This is a genomic window from Paraburkholderia terricola (assembly GCF_900142195.1).
GTDB lineage: Bacteria > Pseudomonadota > Gammaproteobacteria > Burkholderiales > Burkholderiaceae > Paraburkholderia > Paraburkholderia terricola.
In genome coordinates, this window is the sequence record NZ_FRAB01000060.1 from 13,686 (window position 1) to 34,111 (window position 20,426).

General features: G+C 62.2%; 21 protein-coding genes. 3 read left to right on the top strand and 18 right to left on the bottom strand.

Features of this window, described 5'->3' with window-relative positions:
* The first annotated feature begins 13 nt into the window (after window positions 1–13).
* The 3 genes from BUE39_RS30740 to BUE39_RS30750 all read left to right on the top strand — a co-directional run bounded on the left by BUE39_RS30740 (window position 14) and on the right by BUE39_RS30750 (window position 3,281).
* Window positions 14–1,120 (top strand): phosphotransferase, encoded by a 1,107-nt coding sequence (locus BUE39_RS30740; protein WP_073432427.1) that lies wholly within the window; start codon window positions 14–16, stop codon window positions 1,118–1,120.
* A 69-nt stretch (window positions 1,121–1,189) separates the two neighbouring features.
* Window positions 1,190–2,449 (top strand): acyl-CoA dehydrogenase family protein, encoded by a 1,260-nt coding sequence (locus BUE39_RS30745; protein WP_073432428.1) that lies wholly within the window; start codon window positions 1,190–1,192, stop codon window positions 2,447–2,449.
* A 130-nt stretch (window positions 2,450–2,579) separates the two neighbouring features.
* Window positions 2,580–3,281, top strand: a complete 702-nt coding sequence (locus tag BUE39_RS30750; RefSeq protein WP_073432429.1) for a glutathione binding-like protein — start codon at window positions 2,580–2,582, stop codon at window positions 3,279–3,281.
* Between the two features lie 116 nt (window positions 3,282–3,397).
* Here BUE39_RS30750 and BUE39_RS30755 read toward each other — a convergent pair whose 3' ends face one another.
* The 18 genes from BUE39_RS30755 to BUE39_RS30840 all read right to left on the bottom strand — a co-directional run.
* Window positions 3,398–3,874 carry a MaoC family dehydratase gene (locus BUE39_RS30755; RefSeq protein ID WP_073432430.1) on the bottom strand — a complete coding sequence of 159 codons (477 nt, stop codon included), beginning with the start codon at window positions 3,872–3,874 and terminating at the stop codon, window positions 3,398–3,400.
* Window positions 3,871–4,329, bottom strand: a complete 459-nt coding sequence (locus BUE39_RS30760) for a MaoC family dehydratase (protein ID WP_073432431.1) — start codon at window positions 4,327–4,329, stop codon at window positions 3,871–3,873. The genes BUE39_RS30755 and BUE39_RS30760 overlap by 4 nt, the downstream gene beginning before the upstream one ends.
* Window positions 4,330–4,365: 36 nt before the next feature.
* Complete coding sequence (locus BUE39_RS30765) at window positions 4,366–5,511, bottom strand: acyl-CoA dehydrogenase family protein (protein WP_073432432.1); 1,146 nt, start codon at window positions 5,509–5,511, stop codon at window positions 4,366–4,368.
* A gap of 10 nt (window positions 5,512–5,521) precedes the next feature.
* Window positions 5,522–6,718, bottom strand: a complete 1,197-nt coding sequence (locus BUE39_RS30770) for an acyl-CoA dehydrogenase family protein (protein ID WP_073432433.1) — start codon at window positions 6,716–6,718, stop codon at window positions 5,522–5,524.
* Between the two features lie 48 nt (window positions 6,719–6,766).
* Complete coding sequence (locus BUE39_RS30775; protein ID WP_073432434.1) at window positions 6,767–7,198, bottom strand: DUF1178 family protein; 432 nt, start codon at window positions 7,196–7,198, stop codon at window positions 6,767–6,769.
* 251 nt (window positions 7,199–7,449) lie between these two features.
* Window positions 7,450–7,974: a helix-turn-helix transcriptional regulator gene (locus BUE39_RS30780; RefSeq protein WP_073432435.1), complete on the bottom strand. Its 525-nt coding sequence runs from the start codon at window positions 7,972–7,974 to the stop codon at window positions 7,450–7,452.
* Window positions 7,975–7,990: 16 nt separating this feature from the next.
* Window positions 7,991–8,275 (bottom strand): hypothetical protein, encoded by a 285-nt coding sequence (locus BUE39_RS35750; protein ID WP_073432436.1) that lies wholly within the window; start codon window positions 8,273–8,275, stop codon window positions 7,991–7,993.
* A gap of 310 nt (window positions 8,276–8,585) precedes the next feature.
* On the bottom strand, window positions 8,586–9,170 hold the full coding sequence (locus BUE39_RS30790) for an NUDIX domain-containing protein (protein WP_073432437.1): 585 nt from the start codon (window positions 9,168–9,170) through the stop codon (window positions 8,586–8,588).
* Window positions 9,171–9,212: 42 nt separating this feature from the next.
* Entirely contained in the window at window positions 9,213–9,509 is a 297-nt protein-coding gene (locus BUE39_RS30795; protein WP_073432438.1) for a DUF2818 family protein, read from the bottom strand.
* Window positions 9,509–10,981: an NADH-quinone oxidoreductase subunit NuoN gene (nuoN, locus tag BUE39_RS30800; RefSeq protein ID WP_073432439.1), complete on the bottom strand. Its 1,473-nt coding sequence runs from the start codon at window positions 10,979–10,981 to the stop codon at window positions 9,509–9,511. The genes BUE39_RS30795 and nuoN overlap by 1 nt, the downstream gene beginning before the upstream one ends.
* Before the next feature lie 25 nt (window positions 10,982–11,006).
* Window positions 11,007–12,497, bottom strand: coding sequence for an NADH-quinone oxidoreductase subunit M (locus tag BUE39_RS30805; protein WP_073432440.1), 1,491 nt, complete (start codon window positions 12,495–12,497; stop codon window positions 11,007–11,009).
* A gap of 14 nt (window positions 12,498–12,511) precedes the next feature.
* The gene (gene nuoL / locus BUE39_RS30810) at window positions 12,512–14,566 is read right to left on the bottom strand and encodes an NADH-quinone oxidoreductase subunit L (protein ID WP_073432441.1); all 2,055 of its coding nucleotides are present in this window, start codon (window positions 14,564–14,566) and stop codon (window positions 12,512–12,514) included.
* A 17-nt stretch (window positions 14,567–14,583) separates the two neighbouring features.
* On the bottom strand, window positions 14,584–14,889 hold the full coding sequence (nuoK, locus tag BUE39_RS30815; protein ID WP_013339863.1) for an NADH-quinone oxidoreductase subunit NuoK: 306 nt from the start codon (window positions 14,887–14,889) through the stop codon (window positions 14,584–14,586).
* A gap of 20 nt (window positions 14,890–14,909) precedes the next feature.
* Window positions 14,910–15,596 (bottom strand): NADH-quinone oxidoreductase subunit J, encoded by a 687-nt coding sequence (locus tag BUE39_RS30820; RefSeq protein ID WP_073432442.1) that lies wholly within the window; start codon window positions 15,594–15,596, stop codon window positions 14,910–14,912.
* Window positions 15,597–15,776: 180 nt separating this feature from the next.
* The gene (gene nuoI / locus BUE39_RS30825) at window positions 15,777–16,265 is read right to left on the bottom strand and encodes an NADH-quinone oxidoreductase subunit NuoI (RefSeq protein WP_012432383.1); all 489 of its coding nucleotides are present in this window, start codon (window positions 16,263–16,265) and stop codon (window positions 15,777–15,779) included.
* A 15-nt stretch (window positions 16,266–16,280) separates the two neighbouring features.
* The gene (nuoH, locus tag BUE39_RS30830) at window positions 16,281–17,345 is read right to left on the bottom strand and encodes an NADH-quinone oxidoreductase subunit NuoH (RefSeq protein WP_073432443.1); all 1,065 of its coding nucleotides are present in this window, start codon (window positions 17,343–17,345) and stop codon (window positions 16,281–16,283) included.
* Window positions 17,346–19,679, bottom strand: a complete 2,334-nt coding sequence (gene nuoG, locus BUE39_RS30835; RefSeq protein ID WP_073432444.1) for an NADH-quinone oxidoreductase subunit NuoG — start codon at window positions 19,677–19,679, stop codon at window positions 17,346–17,348.
* A 115-nt stretch (window positions 19,680–19,794) separates the two neighbouring features.
* Window positions 19,795–20,426 (bottom strand): NADH-ubiquinone oxidoreductase-F iron-sulfur binding region domain-containing protein (locus BUE39_RS30840; protein WP_200799531.1); only part of this gene is annotated, 632 nt, incomplete at its 5' end.

Consider the following 20,426-nt stretch of genomic DNA (forward strand, 5'->3'; position numbering starts at 1 on the left):
CCGGAGGAGACACATGGTGCAAGCCACACAGAGCGGCGAACCAGAGCGCAAACCGGATTACTCCGCCTTCGAGGGCACGCGCCCGGTCAATGAGCGGCAACGCTTCGACAGCGACGCGCTCGCAGCGTGGCTGTCGAAGCATGTGGACGGCTTTGCCGGGCCGCTCACCGTCGAGCAATTCGCCGGCGGCCAGTCCAATCCCACGTTCAAGCTGGTCACGCCGTCCCGTTCCTACGTGATGCGTGCGAAGCCCGGCCCCGCTGCGAAGCTGTTGCCGTCCGCGCACGCCGTCGAGCGTGAATACCGCGTGATGCATGCGCTCGCCGGCAGCGACGTGCCGGTCGCGGCAATGCTCGCCTTGTGCGAGGACGAAAGCGTGATCGGCCGCGCGTTCTACGTGATGGAGTTCGTCGCAGGCCGCGTGTTGTGGGATCAGTCCTTGCCCGGCATGACGCCGGCGGAGCGCGGGGCCATTTACGACGAAATGAATCGCGTGATCGCCGCGCTGCACAGCGTCGACGTCGCGGCCGTGGGTCTCGCCGATTACGGCAAACCCGGCAACTACTTCGCGCGCCAGATCGGCCGCTGGAGCAAGCAGTACGTCGCGTCGGAAACCGAGCCCATCGACGCGATGCAGCGCCTGATCGAATGGCTGCCGCAGCATATGCCGGCCGAAACCGGCGAGCGCGCGTCGATCGTGCATGGCGACTACCGGCTCGACAATCTGATCTTCCATCCTCATGAACCGCGCGTGCTCGCCGTGCTCGACTGGGAATTGTCGACGCTCGGCGATCCGCTCGCCGACTTCGCCTATCACTGCATGGCGTGGCACGTCGATCCGGCGCAATTCCGCGGCATTGCGGGCCTCGACTGGGCCGCTCTCGGCATTCCCGACGAAGCACGGTATGTCGAGCGCTATTGCCAGCGCACCGGCTTCGAGATTCACGGCGACTGGAATTTCTATCTGGCGTACAACATGTTCCGCATCGCCGCGATCCTGCAGGGGATCATGAAGCGCGTCGTCGACGGCACGGCGGCCAGCGCGCAGGCGCTCGACGCCGGCCGTCGCGCGAAGCCGATGGCCGAACTCGCCTGGCGCTATGCGCAGAAGGTGCGCTAAGCGTATCCGCGTACCGGTTGCACTGCATCTGCTGCCGAACACTGTCATCCGTTATCCGCGAGGTCATACATGAATTTCGATTACACCCCGAAGGTTCAGGCGCTGCGCGAGAAACTGCTCGCTTTCTTCGAGGAGCACATTTATCCGAACGAGCAGGCGTTCTACGCGGAGATCGCGCGTAATCGCGAGAACGGCAACGCATGGCTGCCGACCGAACTGATCGAGCAACTCAAACAGAAGGCGCGCGACGCCGGTTTGTGGAACCTGTTCCTGCCGGAATCGGTGCGCGGCGCCGGTCTCACGAATCTCGAATACGCGCCGCTATGCGAGATCATGGGCCGCGTGCCCTGGGCGCCGGAAGTGTTCAACTGCAACGCGCCCGACACCGGCAACATGGAAACGATCGAGCGCTACGGCAGCGAGGACAACAAGCGCGAATGGCTCGAACCGCTGCTGCAAGGCCAGATCCGTTCGGCGTTCCTGATGACGGAGCCCGAGGTGGCATCGTCGGACGCGACCAATATCCAGACGAGCATCGTGCGCGACGGCGATTACTACGTGATCAACGGCCACAAGTGGTGGTCGTCCGGTGCGGGCGATCCGCGCTGCAAGATCTACATCGTGATGGGAAAAACCGACCCCGAGGCGCCGCGCCATCAGCAGCAGTCAATGATTCTCGTACCCGCCGACGCCACCGGCGTCACCGTGCACCGCCCTCTCAGCGTGTTCGGCTACGACGACGCGCCGCACGGCCACATGGAAATCACGCTCGAAAACGTGCGCGTGCCGGCCACCAACCTGCTGCTCGGCGAGGGCCGCGGCTTCGAGATCGCGCAAGGCCGCCTCGGACCGGGACGCATCCATCACTGCATGCGTTTGATCGGTCTTGCCGAGCGGGCGCTCGAACTGATGTCGAAACGCTCGCTGCAACGCGTCGCATTCGGCAAGCCGGTCGCGGCGCAAGGCGTCACGCAGGAGCGCATCGCCGAGGCACGTTGCATGATCGAACAGGCGCGCCTCCTGACGCTGAAGACCGCGTACATGATGGACACCGTCGGCAACAAGGGCGCGCGCGGCGAGATCGCGATGATCAAGGTGGTCGCGCCGAACATGGCGTGCCAGGTGATCGACTGGGCGATTCAGGCGCACGGCGGCGGCGGCGTCAGCGATGACTTTCCGCTCGCGTATGCGTACGCATCGGCACGAACGCTGCGCTTCGCCGATGGTCCGGACGAAGTTCACCGCAACGCGATCGCCAAGCTCGAACTGGCGCGCTACCTGGATGCCGGCGCAACGGCTGCCGTGGAGACGCCGGTCACGCGCGTTTGAGGTTGAAGTCTCGCATCGGCGGCTAGGCTGTGCTCGCGGCGCGGCCAGCAGCATCGTGTGATCTATGCTCTAATTTTCGTCACCAGCGGCGCCCTTTGCGGCGCCGCTTTCACGATAGAAAGGAGCCACGATGATCGACGTCTATAGCTGGGCGACCCCGAACGGCCACAAGGTTCACATCATGCTCGAGGAGACGGGCCTCGCGTACACCGTGCACGGCGTGAATATCGGCGCGGGCGATCAGTTCAATCCCGAGTTTCTCGCGATCAGCCCCAACAACAAGATCCCGGCGATCACCGACTCCGAAGGGCCCAGAGGCGCCGACGGCAAGCCGTTCGCGCTGTTCGAATCGGGCGCGATTCTGATTTATCTCGCCGAGAAAACCGGCAAGTTTCTGCCGACCGACCCCGCTGCGCGCTATTCGGTGCTGCAATGGCTGATGTTTCAGATGGGCGGGCTCGGCCCGATGCTCGGACAAACGCACCACTTCCGCGTCTACGCGCCGGAGCCGATCGAATACGCGATCAATCGCTACACGAACGAGACGCGGCGCCTGTACGGCGTGATGGATACGCAACTCGGCAAGACGCAGTACCTCGCCGGCAACGACTATACGATCGCGGATATCGCCGCGTTTCCGTGGACACGCTCGTGGCAAAACCAGGGCATCGAACTGGATGCCTTTCCGAATGTGAAGCGCTGGCATGAAGCGATCGCCGCGCGTCCGGCAGTGGTGCGCGGCGTCGAAGTACTGGCGTCCGCCCGCAAGGCGCTGATGGACGACAAGGCCAAAGAGATTCTGTTCGGCGCGACGCAATACGCGAAACATTAGTTTCGTGCGCGGTGCTGGCGGCTCGTCAGTCCGCTGACAGCGTCAGTGAAAAGCGCGAGCCGGCATTCGTGCCGCTCGCGCTTTTTTGCGAATCTGTGCGGCGAGCCGAACGCCGGCTAGAAGTAATGCCGCGTGATGAATTCCGCGACGCAGACCGGCCGCTCGCTGCCCTGCCGTTCCAACGTCACATTCCACACGACTTGCACGCCGTCGCTGTCGATATCCGTGACCGATGCCACGGCGAAGTGAGCGCGCAACTGCGAGCCGACCGGCACCGGCGACGTGAATCGCACGCGGTTCAATCCACAATTGACGCCCATGCGCTGCTCGAGCGCCACCGTCTTTTCGAGCAGGACCGGAATCAGCGAGAGCGTCAGGAATCCATGCGCGACCGGACCGCCGAATGGCGACTCGCGCCGCGCCCGTTCGGAGTCGACGTGAATCCACTGATGATCGCCGGTAGCGTCGGCGAAACGATCGACGCTCGCCTGATCGACCGTCAACCATTCGCTCACGAGCGGCTCGGCGCCTACCAGCGCGCGTAAGGCCGCTGCCGTGCCGAACGTCGCGGCGGACGCCGCGCTGCCCGTCACGACGCGGCGCCCGGATTGCGCAGCCCGAACAACGCCTTCGAGCGCACGGTTATCACCGTTTCGCCATGCTGGTTGATCCCTTCCCACTGCGTCGACACGATGCCGCGATCCGGCTTGCTCGCCGAGACGCGCTTGTCGAGCACGGCGTTCATCATCGTGATGGTGTCGCCGACGCGCACCGGCTTTAACCAGCGGATCTCGTCGATGCCGGGCGAGCCCATCGACGTGGACCCCGCTATCGCGTTGCGCACCAGCATGCCCATCATGACCGAGCAGGTATGCCAGCCGCTTGCCACCAATCCGCCGAATGGCGACTCGGCGGCCGCGGCGTCGTCCAGGTGAAACGGCTGCGGATCGAACTTCTCCGCGAACGCGATGATCTCTTCACGCGTGAACGTGTGCTTGCCGATCTCCGTGGTCGTGCCGACAACCATGTCCTCGAAACTCAAACCCATCGTCGCACCTCTTTCTTATCCGATTCGACCGGCTGATCAGGCTTCGGCGGTGACAAACCCGGGCAGCGCGGCGAACCGCGCGAGATGGTGATCGACATCGCCCAATGTGGTTTCGATGATAGCAAGACGCTTGAACAGATGCGCCGCGGCCACCTCGTTCGTGACGCCCATGCCGCCGTGCAACTGAACCGCCTGCTGGCCGACGAAACGCGCGGCCTGGCCGACCCGCACCTTTGCCGCGGAGACGGCGCGGCGGCGTTCGTCGGCGTGTTCGCTGGTGTAACGCATGGCGGCGAGGTACGTGATCGAGCGCGCCTGCTCGGCGTGAATCAGCATCTCGACCATGCGGTGTTGCAAGGCCTGAAAACGCGCGATCGGCTGGCCGAACTGCTGGCGCGTTTTCGTGTAGTCGACGGTGGCGAGGTTCAGCGCGTCGAGCGCGCCGATAGCCTCCGCGCACAGCAGCACTGTGCCGTAGTCAGCGATATGTTCCAGCGCCGCCGCGCCGGCGTGCTTGCCGGCGAGCCGGCGCGCGGGCGTGCCGTTGAACTCGAGCGTCGCGGCGCGTTGGCCGTCGATCGTGCGGTAGTCGGTCAGCGTGACGCCGGCCGCCTCGCGCGCCACGACGAAGAGCGCGATTTCGCCATTCAGGCGCGCCGGCACGATCCAGTAATCGGCTTGTGCGCCATGCAGCACGACCGACTTCGTGCCGCTCAGCGTGTATTGCTCGCCTTGCCCGCCTTGCCCGCTTGCGGCCGTTGCAACCGTTCCGATCTCGCACAGATCGTAGCGTGCGTGCGGTTCATGAAAGGCGACTGCCAGCTTGATCTCGCCTTGGGCCACGCGCGCGAGCAGCGACGCGTCTTCGCCCCCGCCCGTGCCCGCGAGGCGCAACGCCTCGACGCCGACCGCCGTCGCCCAATACGGCTCGACCACCAACGCGCGGCCCAGCTCCTGCATGACCACCAGCATGTCGATCGGGCCGCCGTTGAAACCGCCCTGGGCTTCAGGTACCGGCAAGGCGGTCAGGCCCAGTTCGGTAAAGGCTGCCCAATGTGCCTCCGACACGCCGCACTCCGATCGCACGATCGCCTGACGCGCCTCGAAGCCGTAGTTTTTGTCCAGATAGCGGCGCAGCGCGTCGGCGAATTGCTGCTGTTCGTCGTTGAAGTTGAAGTCCATGCGCCGCTCCTCAAAGTCCGAGAATCATCTGCGCGATGATGTTCTTTTGAATTTCGTTCGAGCCGCCGTAGATCGACGTCTTGCGGAAGTTGAAGTAGTACGCGGCCAGCGGCGCGGCGTCATCGTCGCCCGCCACGCTATGTTCGCGTTCGCCTTCGAGGAACGGCACGTCGAACGGTGCGGCGAGCGGCCCGATGGCTTCGAACATCAACTCGGTCAGCGCCTGCTGCACCTCCGTGCCCTTGATCTTCAGCATCGACGCTTCCGGGCCCGGCCCGCGCCCGCCGGTTTCATTGGCGACCACGCGTTGCACGGTGACTTCGAGCGCCATCAGTTCGATCTCGAGGCTCGCGACTTTCGCGGCGAACACCGGATCGTGCAGCAGCGGCTTGCCGTTCTTTTTCTGATTCAGCGCAAGACGCTTGAGGAACACGAGTTCGCGTTTCGATTGACCGACGCGCGCGATGCCGGTGCGCTCGTGGCCGAGCAGATACTTCGCGTAAGTCCAGCCGCGGTTCTCCTCACCGACCAGATTCGCGGCCGGTACTTCGACGTCTTCGAAAAACACTTCGTTGACTTCGTGGTCTTCGTCGAGCGTGATGATCGGACGCACCGTGATGCCGGGCGTTTTCATGTCGATCAGCAGGAATGAGATGCCCTCCTGCTTTTTCGCGCCGCTGTCGGTGCGCACGAGGCAGAACATCATGTCGGCATACTGACCGAGGGTGGTCCACGTTTTCTGACCGTTGACGACGTAATGGTCGCCGACGCGCTCGGCGCGTGTGCGCAGCGAAGCCAGATCTGAGCCTGAACCCGGCTCGGAATAGCCTTGGCACCACCAGTGCGTGCCGTCGAGAATGCGCGGCAAATAGCGACGCTTCTGCGCCTCGTTGCCATACTTCATCAGCACCGGCGCCACCATCGAGACGCCGAAAGGCAGCACGGTCGGCGCGCCGACGCGCGCGCACTCTTCGTCCCAGATGTGCCGCTGCGTTGCGTCCCAGCCAGGGCCGCCGTATTCCTTCGGCCATGCGACCGCCGACCAGCCGCGCGTGCCGAGCAGCTTGTGCCAGCCGGCGAAATCTTCGCGCGAGAGACGTTTATGGTTCAGTACTTTGTCGCTTAGCTCGCGAGGCAGATTCGCTTCGAGCCAGGCGCGGATGTCGGCGCGGAATGCGTCGTCAGCAGGGGAATAGTCCAGATTCATGCGCAGTGTCTCCTGGCCGCAACCGCCCGCCGCCAGTGAGCCACTGCACTATTGCAGCGGTTCCTTCAAGGCAGCCGGGACCGGCAGCGGCATCACTTGGATGCCTTCGTCGACCAAGGCTCGCGCGTCTTCGGGTGTCGTGACACCGCGAATATTGCGCGCAGGCGCTTCGTTGTAGTGAATGCGCCGTGCTTCCTCGGCGAAGCGGTCGCCCACGTTCTCGGTCTTTTCCAGTACCTCGCGCAACGCACGCATCACACGCGCCTGCATTTGCGCTTGCTCCAAGCCCGCAGGGTTTTTCGCCTCCGTCGCGCCCGACAGATTCAATCGCGGCGCCGAAGGCAAACGGCTCACTTCGTTCGCACCACAGATCGGACATTCGATCAGTTTGCGGGCTTGCTGCGATTCGAAGTCATCAGCCGAAGCAAACCAGCCTTCGAACCGATGGCCATGCGGACACTGTAAATCGAGGACCTTCATGTGGAATCAGGGCTTGAGTGCCAGTTTAGCGCAAAATGGTATTTTGTGAACGGTCGTTCGCAAACTATGACGGGGCGATGCGTTTACGCGTGGCGTCGCTATTAATTGGACGCGGTGCGCGATTTTAACGCCTTGCGCAAAGGGCTGCCGAAATCGGCCAAGCCGGCATGAACGGCACACGAATCGGAAGCTCGCGACGGCTCCGCGGATTGCATGAAATTTATGTCTAGTCACTGGCCAATGCCCAGCTTCTAAGCCACCAGGCATTCGAGTTGGCGGTTAAGCCGTGGCTCGAGTTCACGCGCCTCTTTGGCGAGGTTGATCTGCTTGGCCGATTTGGCGACATCAAGCACATCTGCCTTGATGTCGTACCCGCCGCGTGCGGTTAGCCAGTGAAGAATGTCCGACAGATGCCACACCGATGCGCTGCCCTCGTGCACCGGCGGCGGAAAGTCAATCGCGTGACTCAACATCAGCTTGCGCATGTTCTGCCGTGATACGCCGGCGAGCTCGGCTACGTCGGTGAGACCAACGAAATCAGGGCCCGCCTCGACAAGGCGCGCGGATGGCACCGCCTGCTTGACATCTTTCAGTGCGCTGACGAGCGCCTCGAACGCAGACGCGCCTTCGCGAGAAAAAACCAGCGCAATGCGCCCCGGTTGTCCCACGCCGATGGTGGCGTCGTCACATCCTGCTTCCCCGAGACGCTCGACGATCGCGTCGAGATCGCAATCTTCCGTGGTGAGGCGGTACTTCAAGGTGAACACATATTCCATAAATTACCTCCTGCCTTTATTCAGCGTCAAACTTGATCCTTGGAGCGCCTTGCATTGGCGGTGATGCCGTGCAGTTGTCGACGATACGCCGCAGATGCCTTGCGTGATTGCCAGGGTTCTTTGGCGTACTCCACACGCTCGATATGCAGAACTCTCCGCAGCGACACTCCGCGGCGTTGTACGGACAGTACATCTTTCCCCAAGCGTGACCTCTGCCACCGCCCCGAACGCGCCAACCGTTTCTTTCCGCGTAGGCCAATGCGGCCTCGATTTCCTTCTTAGAGTGGGTTCCACGAACCATCCATGCCCTCCAATTTAATGCGCTGACGTATGGTTGTCAAGCGACAACCATACGCCAGCGCAGTCATGACCGAACCGACGAGAGCCCTTCGTCATACCAGGTAAATGGGATAACAACTGGCGCTGTCAGTGTTCGATACTAGAGCGGCAACGGTCGTGAAGCGAGACTGTCGAATGGCATAAGACGAATGCACGTTTCTCAGGCACGAGACCGTGGTCGTAATGAAAAAGCCCCTGCTAGTCATCGACCAACAGGGGCTTCTCGCAATTCTTCAGCCGGCGCGCCTGGCGCGCCTCATGAACCCATAGCGCTATTGCGGCTCCGCCATCGGCCAGGCGCCCGACAAAATTTTCTCCAGCCAGAACGTGCCGATCACCGTCTTCACGTCGGTAATCTTGCCGGTGCGTACCCACTCGGACACATCGGCAACGCTTGCCGTGAACAGTTCGAGGAATTCCCCGTCGTCGAGCTTACGCTCGCCGGCGCTCAGGCCGCGAGCGAGGTAAATGTCGATGAACTCCGTCGAGTAGGAAATGATCGGGTGAATGCGCGTCAGATAAACATATTCGCGCGCCGTGTAGCCGGTTTCTTCCCGCAACTCACGAATCGCACAAGCGAGTGCGCCTTCGTTCGGGTCGAGCTTGCCGGCCGGATACTCGACCATGACCTTGCCCATCGGATAGCGATACTGGCTTTCCAGCAACACGCGGCCGTCGTCGAATAACGGAATGACCATGACGGCGCCCGGATGCTGAACATATTCGCGCGTGGCGTGCTTGCCATCCGGCAAGCGAACCGTGTCGCACTTGAGCGTCAGAAACGGCCCTTGATGCATCGTTTTGCTCTCGAGACACGTCTCGGTGAGCACGGCGTCGTGATCAGGAAGTTCAGCCATGGCGGACCTCGGGACAGCTTGGAGCGCGACGGCGAGGCGCCGTCAGCGGCGTTTGACGAGATACTGAAAGGTAAAGCCGGGGAATGCGAACACGACGAACAAGGCGAACGTGATGGCGTAGAACTGCCAGCCCTGCTCGAAGCGGTTACCCGCGCGTGCCTCAAGCAGGAAACCGAGCGCGCCGACCACGAAGTACAGCACGATCAACTCGGCAATCCTGATCCAGGCGCTCTTCCTCGCCGCTTTCAACGGCACGGCGGCGAAGAGGCGCTGATTCAGGAACGGCAGGTTGGCGCCGACCAGCGCCAACAACACGATGAACCAACCCGCAGCCGACATCAGAGCAGCAGCGTGTGCTGGATCGCCTGCAAGCAGGCCTTCAGCAACGGATCCGGCACGATGCCGAGCACCAGCACGGCAACGCCGTTGAACGCGAGCAACGCGCGCGTGCTGGCATCGGCGACGATCGGCGACTTGTCTTGCGGTTCGTCGAAATACATCAGCTTGACGATACGCAGGTAGTAGAACGCGCCGAACAGCGACGTGATCACGGCCAGCACCGTCAGCCAGGTCAAACCGGCGTTCATCGTTGCCTGCAGCACCGCAAGCTTGGCGTAGAAGCCGACCGCGGGCGGGATGCCGGCGAGCGAGAACATCATCACCATCATCACGAACGCGAACACCGGACTGCGCTGATTCAGACCCTTGAAGTCTTCGAGCGTATCCGCTTCGAAGTCGCGGCGCGCCAGCAGCATGATGACGCCGAAGGTGCCCATCGTCGTGATCAGGTAGACGATGCTGTAGTACATCGCCGAGCCGTACGCGTTGGCCGCGCCCGTGGTCTTTTGATCGACCACGCCGGCCAGCAGACCGAGCAGCACGAAGCCCATGTTCGAGATCGCCGAATACGCGAGCATCCGCTTGACGTTGCGTTGCACGATACCGGTAATGTTGCCGACGATCAGCGACAACGCCGCCAGGATCACCAGCATTTGCTGCCATTCGACAGCCAGCGGCAGCAGACCCATCACGAGGAAGCGCAAGCCCCAGGCGAACGCGGCGACCTTCGGACCGCCGCCTACCAGCAACGTCATCGCCGTCGGCGCGCCCTGATACACGTCGGGCACCCACATATGGAACGGCACCGCACCCATCTTGAACGCCACGCCGGCCACGATGAAGATCACGCCGAACAACAGCACGCTAGGATCGTAGTGGCTCGTGCCGATCGCCTTGAACACTTCGTTCAGGTCGAGCGAGCCGGTCGCGCCGTACAGCATGGAGATGCCGTACAGCAGGAAACCGGACGCCAGTGCGCCGAGCACGTAGTACTTCATCGCGGCTTCGTTCGACTGCGCCGCGTCGCGACGCAATGCGATCACGCCGTACAACGACAGCGACATCAGTTCCAGACCGAGATACAGCGTCAGGAAGTTGTTGCCGGAGATCATCACGAGTTGGCCGAGCAAGGAGAACATGCCCAGCAGGAAAAACTCGCCGCGGAACAGGCCGCGATCCTCGAGGTAGCGGCGCGAATACACGATCGACACCGCATAGCCGAGCGTCACGACGGCTTTCATCACGTTGGCGAACGAGTCCACCACGTACATGTGGCCGAAGAAGTAATGCACTTGCGGGTCGAACGCGTTCACCGCGAACCAGATCCCGCCGACCAGCGTCGAGAAGAACGCGATGAAATACGTGGTGCGGCGACCGGCCTGGCCGACGAACGTGTCGTTGAGCCACGCGACGACAACGGCGAGCATCACCAGCGCGTCGGGCAACAGAGCAGTCATAGGGGCGTTTTGCATGGTCTTTAAATTCCTCCGCTCTGCGTTACTGGGACAACGGCAGCTTTGACTGCGCAACGTGGGAGAGGAGGTTTTCCACGGATACGTGCATCACTTCGGTGAAGGGCTTCGGGTACAGGCCCATGAACAGCGTCAGTGCGGCGAGCACTGCCAGCATGAAAAACTCGCGACGGTTGATGTCGATGAGGCTCTTCACGTGATCGTTGGCGATCGCGCCGAAGTACACGCGCTTGTACATCCACAGCGTGTAGGCCGCGCCGAGAATCAGCGTGACCGCCGCACCACCCGCGATCCAGAAGTTGTACTGGACCGCCGCCAGAATCACCATGAATTCGCCGACGAAACCCGAGGTGCCCGGCAAGCCGCAATTGGCCATCGAGAACAGCATCACGAACGCGGCGAACTTCGGCATGACGTTGACGACACCGCCGTAGTCCGCGATCTGACGCGAGTGCATGCGGTCGTACAGCACGCCGATGCTCAGGAACATCGCGCCGGAGACAAAACCGTGCGAGATCATCTGCACGATCGCGCCTTCCACGCCGAGCTGGTTGAAGATAAAGAAGCCGAGCGTGACGAAGCCCATGTGCGCGATCGACGAATAGGCGACCAGCTTCTTCATGTCCGTCTGCACCATCGCGACCAGACCGATATAGATCACGGCGATCAGCGACAGCGCGATAACGACCGGCGCCAAGGAGTGGCTCGCGTCCGGCGTGATCGGCAGCGAGAAGCGCAGGAAACCGTACGCGCCCAGCTTCAGCATGATCGCGGCCAGCACGACCGAGCCGCCGGTCGGCGCTTCCACGTGCGCGTCGGGCAGCCATGTGTGCACCGGCCACATCGGCACCTTCACGGCGAACGCCAGGAAGAACGCGATGAACAGCAACACTTGCGGCGTCATCGCGATCTGCGCGTGCTGCCACGTGGCGAGATCGAACGTGCCGGTTTGAATGTACAGATACAGCAACGCGACCAGCATCAGCAGCGAGCCCATCAGCGTGTACAGGAAGAACTTGAACGCCGCGTACACGCGGTTCGCCCCACCCCACACGCCGATGATGATGTACATCGGAATCAGCGTGGCTTCGAAGAACACGTAGAACAGCATGCCGTCGGCCGAACTGAACACGCCGACCATGATGCCCGACAGGATCAGGAATGCGGCGAGATACTGCGCGACGTTCTTCGTGATGACTTCCCACGCGGAAATCACCACGATCACCGTAATCAAGGCGGTCAATACGACGAACCACATGGAGATGCCGTCGACACCCAGGTGGTAGGTGATGTTGAAGCGCTCGATCCAGTTCGCCTTTTCGACGAACTGCAGATCGGCGGTGCTCGAATCAAAACCGGTGATCAGCGGGATCGTCACGATGAAGCTGACGATCGAACCGATCAGCGCAATCCAGCGCGCGGGAGCCGGGTTCCGGTCGGAACCGATAGCCAGGACCAGGAGACCGACGAGGATCGGCAACCAGATCGCAATACTGAGAATCGGATAAGCGTGCATTAGTGTCCCTCGCCTTATTTGCCGCCGAGCGTTACAAACAGGGTCAGGAGCCCCAGCATGCCGATAATCATGGCGAACGCGTAGTGATAGATGTAGCCGGATTGGAGGAAGCGGATCACGCCGGCGAACCAGCCGATAAAGCGTGCGCTGCCGTTGACGATGCCGTCGATGACCACGACGTCGCCTTCCTTCCAGAGACCACGGCCAATTGCCACGGCGCCCCGCGCGAACACGACTTCGTTGATCTTGTCCATGTAGTACTTGTTGTCGAGCAACGTGTAGACCGGGCCGAACGCGCGCTTGATCGAAGCCGGCAGTTCGGGGCGGACCAGATACAGGAACCACGCGACCACCACACCCGCGAGCGCCAGCCAGACCGGCAGGCCCGAAACGGAGTGCAAGCCCATCGCCACCCAGCCGTGGAACTCCTCAGCCATCTCATGCAGCGCCGGATGGTTTTCGCCGATGAAGATCACCTTCTCGAACGCCACGCCGTGCTGGAAGAAGTCGCCGAACAGCATCGGGCCGACCGCGATTGCACCGATCACCACCGACGGAATCGCCAGCAGCACCAGCGGCACCCACACCACCCACGGCGTTTCATGCGGCTCGTGAGCGTGGCCGTGTTCGTGTTCGTGATGACCATTGCCATGACCGTGCGCCGCGGCTTCCGCGCCCATCGGCGAATCGGGATGCTTCGGATCGCGGAAGCGCTCCTCGCCGTGGAACACCATGAAGTACATACGGAACGAATAGAGCGCGGTAACGAACACGCTCGCCACTACCGCGAAGTACGCGAAGCCCGACCCCGGCAGATGCGACAGCTTCACCGCGTCGATGATCGAGTCTTTCGAGTAGAAGCCCGAGAAGAACGGCGTACCGATCAGCGCCAGCGAACCGACCAGCGACGTGATCCACGTGATCGGCATGTACTTGCGCAGGCCGCCCATGTTGCGCATGTCCTGATCGTGGTGCATGCCGATGATCACCGAACCCGCGCCGAGGAACAGCAGCGCCTTGAAGAACGCGTGCGTCATCAGGTGGAAGACGGCGACCGGATAGGCCGACACACCGAGCGCGACCGTCATGTAGCCGAGCTGTGACAGCGTGGAATACGCCACCACGCGCTTGATGTCGTTCTGGACGATCCCGAGGAAGCCCATGAACAGCGCGGTAATCGCGCCGATGACCGTCACGAACGACAGCGCGCTATCCGACAGTTCGAACAGCGGCGACATGCGCGTGACCATGAAGATACCGGCCGTCACCATGGTTGCCGCGTGAATCAGTGCGGAAATCGGCGTCGGGCCTTCCATCGAATCCGGCAGCCACACGTGCAGCGGGAATTGCGCCGACTTACCCATTGCGCCGATGAAGAGGCAAATGCAGGCAACCGTCAGCAGACCCCAGTCCGTGCCGGGGAACGACAATGCCGCGAGTTCGGTGCGCTTCGCGAACACGTCGCCGTAGTTCATCGAACCGGCAAACGCGAACAGCAGGCCAATGCCGAGCAGAAAACCGAAGTCGCCCACGCGGTTCACGAGGAACGCCTTCATGTTCGCGTAGATCGCCGACTCACGCGTGAAGTAGAAGCCGATCAGCAGGTACGACACCAGGCCCACCGCTTCCCAGCCGAAGAACAGTTGCAGGAAGTTGTTGCTCATGACGAGCATCAGCATCGAGAACGTGAACAGCGAGATGTACGAGAAGAAGCGCTGGTAGCCGTCGTCGTCGGCCATGTAGCCGATCGTGTAGATGTGCACCATCAGCGACACGAAGGTCACCACGCACATCATCATCGCCGTGAGCGAGTCGACGAGGAAGCCGATTTCGAACTTCGTCTTGCCGATCGTCATCCATTCATAAACGGTCGCGTTGAAGCTCGCGCCCTCCATGACCTGGAAGAAGACGATGGCCGAGAGAACAAACGAGATCGCGACGCCGAGGATCGTGACCGAGTGCGCGCCGGCTCGCCCTACCGCCTTCCCGAACAGCCCGGCAATCAGGCAACCGGCCAGCGGTGCCAGCGGAATCGCCAGCAGCAGGTTTTCATTGAGTATCGTGGACATAACCGCTTTTCCTGAAATTAACCTTTGAGCTGATCGAGATCCTCGACATTGATCGTGTCGAGACTACGGAACAGGGTCACCAGAATCGCGAGGCCGATCGCCGCTTCCGCCGCCGCGACGGTCAGCACGAAGAAGACGAAGATCTGGCCATGCACGTCGCCGAGGTAGTGCGAGAACGCGACGAAATTGGTGTTCACCGCGAGCAGCATCAATTCGATCGCCATCAGGATGATGATGACGTTGCGACGGTTCAGGAAAATGCCGACGACGCTGATCGCAAACAGGATCGCGCCGAGAACGAGGTAATGGGCAAGGGTCAACATGATTTCTATCTCCTGTCCGCTCAGCCGTTTTTCGCCGGGGCCGAGTCGGCCGCTGCCGCGGCTGCGGCGGCTTCTTCCGCCGCGACGGTCGCCGCGGTCTTTTCCGATGGCATTTTCACGACGCGCACGCGATCCTGGGCACGCACCTTGACCTGATCGCTGATCTTCTGGCGCTTGCTGTCCTTCTTATGGCTCGTGGTAAGCGCGACGGCCGCGATGATCGCCACCAGCAGCACGAGGCCGGCGACTTCGAACGCGAAGATGTAGTCGGTGTAGATGACCTTGCCGATGAGGCGCGTGTTCGACCAGTCGGCCATGCCGTTGGCGGCAGCGGTGGTGTCGCGCAACGCCGTGGCGGTAGCGCCATAGCCGTGCCACAGGATCAGCGCGGTTTCGATCACGATGATCGCGCCCACCAGCGTGGCCATCGGCACGAAGCGTTTGAAGTCGCGCCGCAGCACGTCGATATTGATGTCCAGCATCATCACGACGAACAGGAACAGCACCATCACCGCCCCGACGTAGACCAGCACCAGCAGGATCGCGAGGAACTCGGCCTCGAGCAGCATCCAGATCGCGGCTGCGTTGAAGAACGCCAGCACGAGAAACAGTGCGGACGACACCGGGTTGCGCGAGGTGATCACCTTCAGCCCTGAGACAACCAGGAGCAGCGCGAAGATGTAGAACAGTACGGTCGTGAATTCCATGATTACCGGTTCATCGTTAGGCCATCGTCAGGCATTGTTCTTTGGCACGTGGGGCTGGCAAAGCGGACAAGCCGCCAGTACAGCCGCACAGGTGCGCCGTGCCGCGGCGTTCAAGCCGCGACGCTCGGCCCGACAACAGGCCGTGTTACTGCTGCATTTACTGCTTCAAGCGAAGCCGCTTCAACGATACGGTGCGTCGGCCGCCTTGTTCGCGGCGATCTCCGCTTCGTAGCGATCGCCCACGGCCAGCAGCATGTCTTTCGTGAAGTACAGATCGCCGCGCTTTTCGCCGTGATATTCGAGGATGTGCGTTTCGACGATCGAGTCGACCGGGCAGCTCTCTTCACAGAAACCGCAGAAGATGCACTTGGTCAGGTCGATGTCGTAGCGCGTGGTGCGGCGGGTATTGTCCGCGCGGGTTTCCGATTCGATCGTGATGGCGAGCGCCGGGCACACCGCTTCGCACAGCTTGCAGGCGATGCAGCGCTCTTCGCCGTTTTCATAGCGGCGCAGCGCATGCAGGCCGCGAAAACGCGGCGAGATCGGGGTTTTCTCTTCCGGGAACTGCACGGTCACCTTGCGCTGGAACGTATAACGTCCGGTCAGCGCGAGGCCTTTGAGCAATTCCGTGAGGAAAAAGGTCTTGAAAAAGTTTTGGATTGCGGTCATGGGTTCATCCGCCCTTTATTTCCAGATGTTCAACGGCGACATGATCCAGAAGCCGACCACCACCAGCCACACCACGCAGACCGGAATGAAAATCTTCCAGCCCAGACGCATGATCTGGTCATAGCGATAGCGCGGAAACGTGGCGCGCGCCCAGATGAACACCGACAACAGGAAGAAAACCTTGGCGACGAGCCAAACGATGCCCGGGATAAACGACAGGAAACCGAACGGTGCGCTCCAGCCGCCGAGGAACAGTGTTGCAGCCAATGCCGAGATCACGATCATGTTGATGTACTCGGCGAGGAAGAACAGCGCGAACGCCATGCCCGAGTAATCGATCATGTGGCCCGCGACGATTTCCGACTCACCTTCCACCACGTCGAACGGGTGACGGTTCGTTTCGGCGATGCCCGAGATGAAATACACGACGAACATCGGCAGCAGCGGCAGCCAGTTCCACGACAGGAAGTTCAAGCCGTGCGAAGCGAAGAAGCCGTGCTCCTGCGAATTGACGATGCCCGACAGGTTCAGCGTGCCGGCCGTCATCAGCACGACGACGAGCGCGAAGCCCATCGAGATTTCGTACGAGACCATCTGGGCGGCGGCGCGCATGGCGCCGAGGAACGCGTACTTCGAGTTCGACGCCCAGCCGGCCAGGATCACGCCGTACACGCCGATCGACGAAATCGCCATCGCGTACAACAGACCCGCGTTGATGTCGCCGAGCACCGCGCCCGCCTGGAACGGAATCACCGCCCACACCGCGAACGCCGGCACCACCACCATGATCGGCGCGATCAGGTAGATCCAGCGGCTCGCCTGCGCCGGCTGAATGACTTCTTTCAGCAGCAGCTTCAGCACGTCGGCGATCGGCTGCAGCAAACCTGCGGGGCCGACGCGGTTCGGGCCGAGACGCACGTGCATCCAGCCGATCAGTTTACGCTCCCACAGAATCAGGTAAGCCACGCACAGCAGGATCACAACCGCCACCACCAGGATGCGCACCAGTGCCCACACCGTGGGCCATGCCACACCGAGAAGCTGGGTGCCGCCCGAGTTGATCGTATCGAACAAGCTCATTTACGCCTTCTCCACCACCAGTTCACCGAACAGGCTGCCCAGCGCCGCACCGGCAGGCGTAGCCGCCGATACGCGGACGACCGTCTCCGCAAGATTCGCGTCGCGCACGGCCGGCAACTGCACCGATTGCTCGCCCTGGCGCACGCGCACTGCGTCGCCTTCCTTCAAACCCAGCTTGTCGAATAGCGCGGCCGGCAGACCGACCGAGTTCGCCGTGCGCGCGGCCGCCGTCAGATGCAGCGATTCGGCGCGACGCACCAGCGCGTCGGCGTGGTAGATCGGCACGTCGGCGATGCGCTCGAACTTGCCTTCCCCTGCCTTCGCCGACTTGCCGCGTGCAACCGCAACACCCGTCTTGTTCGACAGACGCGACTTCAATTCGCCGTCGCCGAGGGCTGCGGCGCGTACTTCTTCCGCGGTATCGAATTCGAAACCCGACGCGCCGAGCAGGCTGCCCAGCACGCGCAGCACCTTCCATGCGGGACGCGTGTCGCCCAGCGGCCGCACGACACCGTTGAACGTCTGCACCGTGCCTTCCGCGTTGACGAACGTACCGGCCGTTTCCGTGAACGGAGCGATCGGCAGCAGCACGTCGGCGTATTCGGCGCCCGTCTGGAACGGCGACATCACGACGACCATTTCCGCCTGCTTCAGCGCGGCCAATGCCTGCGCCGGATTGGCCGTATCGAATTCCGGCTCGACGTTCAGCAGCACGTAACCCTTGCGCGGTTGCTCGAACGCTTCACGAGCGTTCAAACCGCCCTCGCCCGGCAGCGCGTTCACGAGATGCGCGCCGACCGTGTTCGCGGCTTCCGTGAGAAAGCCCAGCGTCGCGCCGGTTGCGTCCGCGATCCATTGGGCCGCCGCGTGAATCGCCGCGAAATCCGGATGACGGACCGCGCCGTTGCCGAGCAGCACCAGACGGCGTTCGCCAGAGGCGAGCGACTTCGCGACCTGCTTGTCGGCGTCCGTCGGCTGCGTGCCGGCGAGGGCTTCCGGCAGGGTCGCGCCGTTGGCCTCGGAGACCGCGCCGGCGATACCGGCCAGTGCGTCGAGCCATGCCGACGGCGCTGCGACCACGCGTTGCGCTTGCGGAATCAGTGCGTCGTCGCGAGTAGCTTGCACGAGCGTGAGCTTCGCGCCGCCCTTCGCGGCCTGACGCAGACGCGCTGCAAACAGCGGGTGATCGCGACGCAGATCGGAGCCGATTACCAGCGCCGCGTCGACGTTGGACAGATCGGCGATTGCGGTGCCAAGCCACGGCGTACCGTTGAGCGGCGCGGAGAAATCAGACTGACGCAGACGGAAGTCGACGTTGGGCGTGCCGACCGCTTGCGCCAATTGCTTCAGAAGGAACAGTTCCTCGACGGTGCTGTGGGCGCTGCCGAGCGCGGCCAGCGCATCCGCGCCGTGGTCGCCCTTGATGCCCTTCAGCCCCTTGACCACGTATTCGAGCGCGGTTTGCCAGTCGGTCTCGACCCACTTGCCGCCCTGCTTGAGCATAGGCTGCGTGAGACGTTCCGGGCTGTTCAGGCCTTCATACGAGAAGCGGTCCTTGTCCGAAATCCAGCATTCGTTGATGGCTTCGTTTTCGAACGGCAGAACACGCATCACGCGGTTGTTCTTCACTTGCACCACGAGGTTCGCGCCGACGGAATCGTGCGGGCTCACCGACTTGCGGCGCGACAGTTCCCACGTGCGGGCGCTGTAGCGGAACGGCTTGCTGGTCAGCGCGCCGACCGGGCACAGATCGATCATGTTGCCCGACAGTTCGGAGTCGACCGTCTTGCCGACGAACGACGTGATTTCCGCGTGCTCGCCGCGGCCCAGCATGCCGAGTTCCATCACGCCGGCCACTTCCTGACCGAAACGCACGCACCGCGTGCAGTGAATGCAACGCGTCATTTCTTCCATCGAGATCAGCGGGCCGACGTTCTTGTGGAACACGACACGCTTTTCTTCGCTATAACGCGACGACGACTTGCCGTAGCCCACCGCCAGATCCTGCAACTGACACTCGCCGCCCTGATCGCAGATCGGGCAATCCAGCGGGTGATTGATCAGCAGGAATTCCATCACGGCTTGCTGGCCCTTCACCGCCTTCTCGGACTTGGTGCGCACGATCATGCCCGCCGACACCGGCGTGGCGCATGCGGGCACGGCCTTCGGCATTTTTTCGACATCGACCAGGCACATCCGGCAGTTGGCCGCAATCGACAGCTTCTTGTGATAGCAGAAGTGAGGAATGTACGTGTCGACCTTATGCGCAGCCTGGATCACCATGCTGCCTTCAGGCACCTCTACTTTCTTGCCGTCTATTTCAAGTTCAACCATGATGGTCAATCTTCCTTAACCTGTTACCGCTCAATCGTTCGCCCTGTTCATCGCCGTGTCAGGCGATGAATTCCGCGGATGACGTGCTCTGATGCGTACCTGTTGTTCAGCGTACTCAGGCAGCCACTGTTTCCGACGCCGATGCCGCGCCGGCATGACTGCCGACGAGACAATGCTTGTGAGCGACGTGATATTCGAATTCGTCCCAGTAGTGCTTGAGCATGCCGCGCACCGGCATGGCCGCCGCATCGCCGAGCGCGCAAATCGTGCGGCCCATGATGTTTTCAGCGACCGAGTTCAGCAGATCCAGATCTTCCGGACGGCCGAGCCCGTGCTCGATACGATGCACGACGCGGTACAGCCAGCCGGTGCCTTCGCGGCACGGCGTGCACTGACCGCACGACTCTTCGTAATAGAAGTACGACAGACGCAGCAGCGAGCGCACCATGCAGCGCGTCTCGTCCATCACGATGACCGCGCCCGAACCCAGCATCGAACCGGCCTTGGCGATCGAGTCGTAGTCCATGTCGGTCTGCATCATGATGTCGCCCGGAATTACCGGTGCCGACGAACCGCCAGGAATCACGGCCTTGATCTTCTTGCCGCCGCGCATGCCGCCGGCGAGTTCCATCAGCGTGGAGAACGGCGTGCCGAGCGGAATCTCATAGTTGCCCGGACGCTCGACGTCGCCTGCCACCGAGAAAATCTTCGTGCCGCCGTTGTTCGGCTTGCCGATCTCGAGGTAAT

What these genes read in the sequence shown, in the direction of transcription:
- BUE39_RS30805 (WP_073432440.1), bottom strand. Translation starts at nt 12,497, where the DNA reads ATGCACGCTTATCCGATTCTCAGTATTGCGATCTGGTTGCCGATCCTC.
- nuoL (WP_073432441.1), bottom strand. Translation starts at nt 14,566, where the DNA reads ATGTCCACGATACTCAATGAAAACCTGCTGCTGGCGATTCCGCTGGCA.
- BUE39_RS30750 (WP_073432429.1), top strand. Translation starts at nt 2,580, where the DNA reads ATGATCGACGTCTATAGCTGGGCGACCCCGAACGGCCACAAGGTTCAC.
- BUE39_RS30765 (WP_073432432.1), bottom strand. Translation starts at nt 5,511, where the DNA reads ATGGACTTCAACTTCAACGACGAACAGCAGCAATTCGCCGACGCGCTG.
- BUE39_RS30770 (WP_073432433.1), bottom strand. Translation starts at nt 6,718, where the DNA reads ATGAATCTGGACTATTCCCCTGCTGACGACGCATTCCGCGCCGACATC.
- nuoN (WP_073432439.1), bottom strand. Translation starts at nt 10,981, where the DNA reads ATGCAAAACGCCCCTATGACTGCTCTGTTGCCCGACGCGCTGGTGATG.
- BUE39_RS35750 (WP_073432436.1), bottom strand. Translation starts at nt 8,275, where the DNA reads ATGGTTCGTGGAACCCACTCTAAGAAGGAAATCGAGGCCGCATTGGCC.
- BUE39_RS30760 (WP_073432431.1), bottom strand. Translation starts at nt 4,329, where the DNA reads ATGGGTTTGAGTTTCGAGGACATGGTTGTCGGCACGACCACGGAGATC.
- BUE39_RS30790 (WP_073432437.1), bottom strand. Translation starts at nt 9,170, where the DNA reads ATGGCTGAACTTCCTGATCACGACGCCGTGCTCACCGAGACGTGTCTC.
- BUE39_RS30745 (WP_073432428.1), top strand. Translation starts at nt 1,190, where the DNA reads ATGAATTTCGATTACACCCCGAAGGTTCAGGCGCTGCGCGAGAAACTG.
- BUE39_RS30820 (WP_073432442.1), bottom strand. Translation starts at nt 15,596, where the DNA reads ATGGAATTCACGACCGTACTGTTCTACATCTTCGCGCTGCTCCTGGTT.
- nuoH (WP_073432443.1), bottom strand. Translation starts at nt 17,345, where the DNA reads ATGAGCTTGTTCGATACGATCAACTCGGGCGGCACCCAGCTTCTCGGT.
- BUE39_RS30795 (WP_073432438.1), bottom strand. Translation starts at nt 9,509, where the DNA reads ATGTCGGCTGCGGGTTGGTTCATCGTGTTGTTGGCGCTGGTCGGCGCC.
- nuoG (WP_073432444.1), bottom strand. Translation starts at nt 19,679, where the DNA reads ATGGTTGAACTTGAAATAGACGGCAAGAAAGTAGAGGTGCCTGAAGGC.
- BUE39_RS30740 (WP_073432427.1), top strand. Translation starts at nt 14, where the DNA reads ATGGTGCAAGCCACACAGAGCGGCGAACCAGAGCGCAAACCGGATTAC.
- BUE39_RS30780 (WP_073432435.1), bottom strand. Translation starts at nt 7,974, where the DNA reads ATGGAATATGTGTTCACCTTGAAGTACCGCCTCACCACGGAAGATTGC.
- nuoK (WP_013339863.1), bottom strand. Translation starts at nt 14,889, where the DNA reads ATGTTGACCCTTGCCCATTACCTCGTTCTCGGCGCGATCCTGTTTGCG.
- nuoI (WP_012432383.1), bottom strand. Translation starts at nt 16,265, where the DNA reads ATGACCGCAATCCAAAACTTTTTCAAGACCTTTTTCCTCACGGAATTG.
- BUE39_RS30775 (WP_073432434.1), bottom strand. Translation starts at nt 7,198, where the DNA reads ATGAAGGTCCTCGATTTACAGTGTCCGCATGGCCATCGGTTCGAAGGC.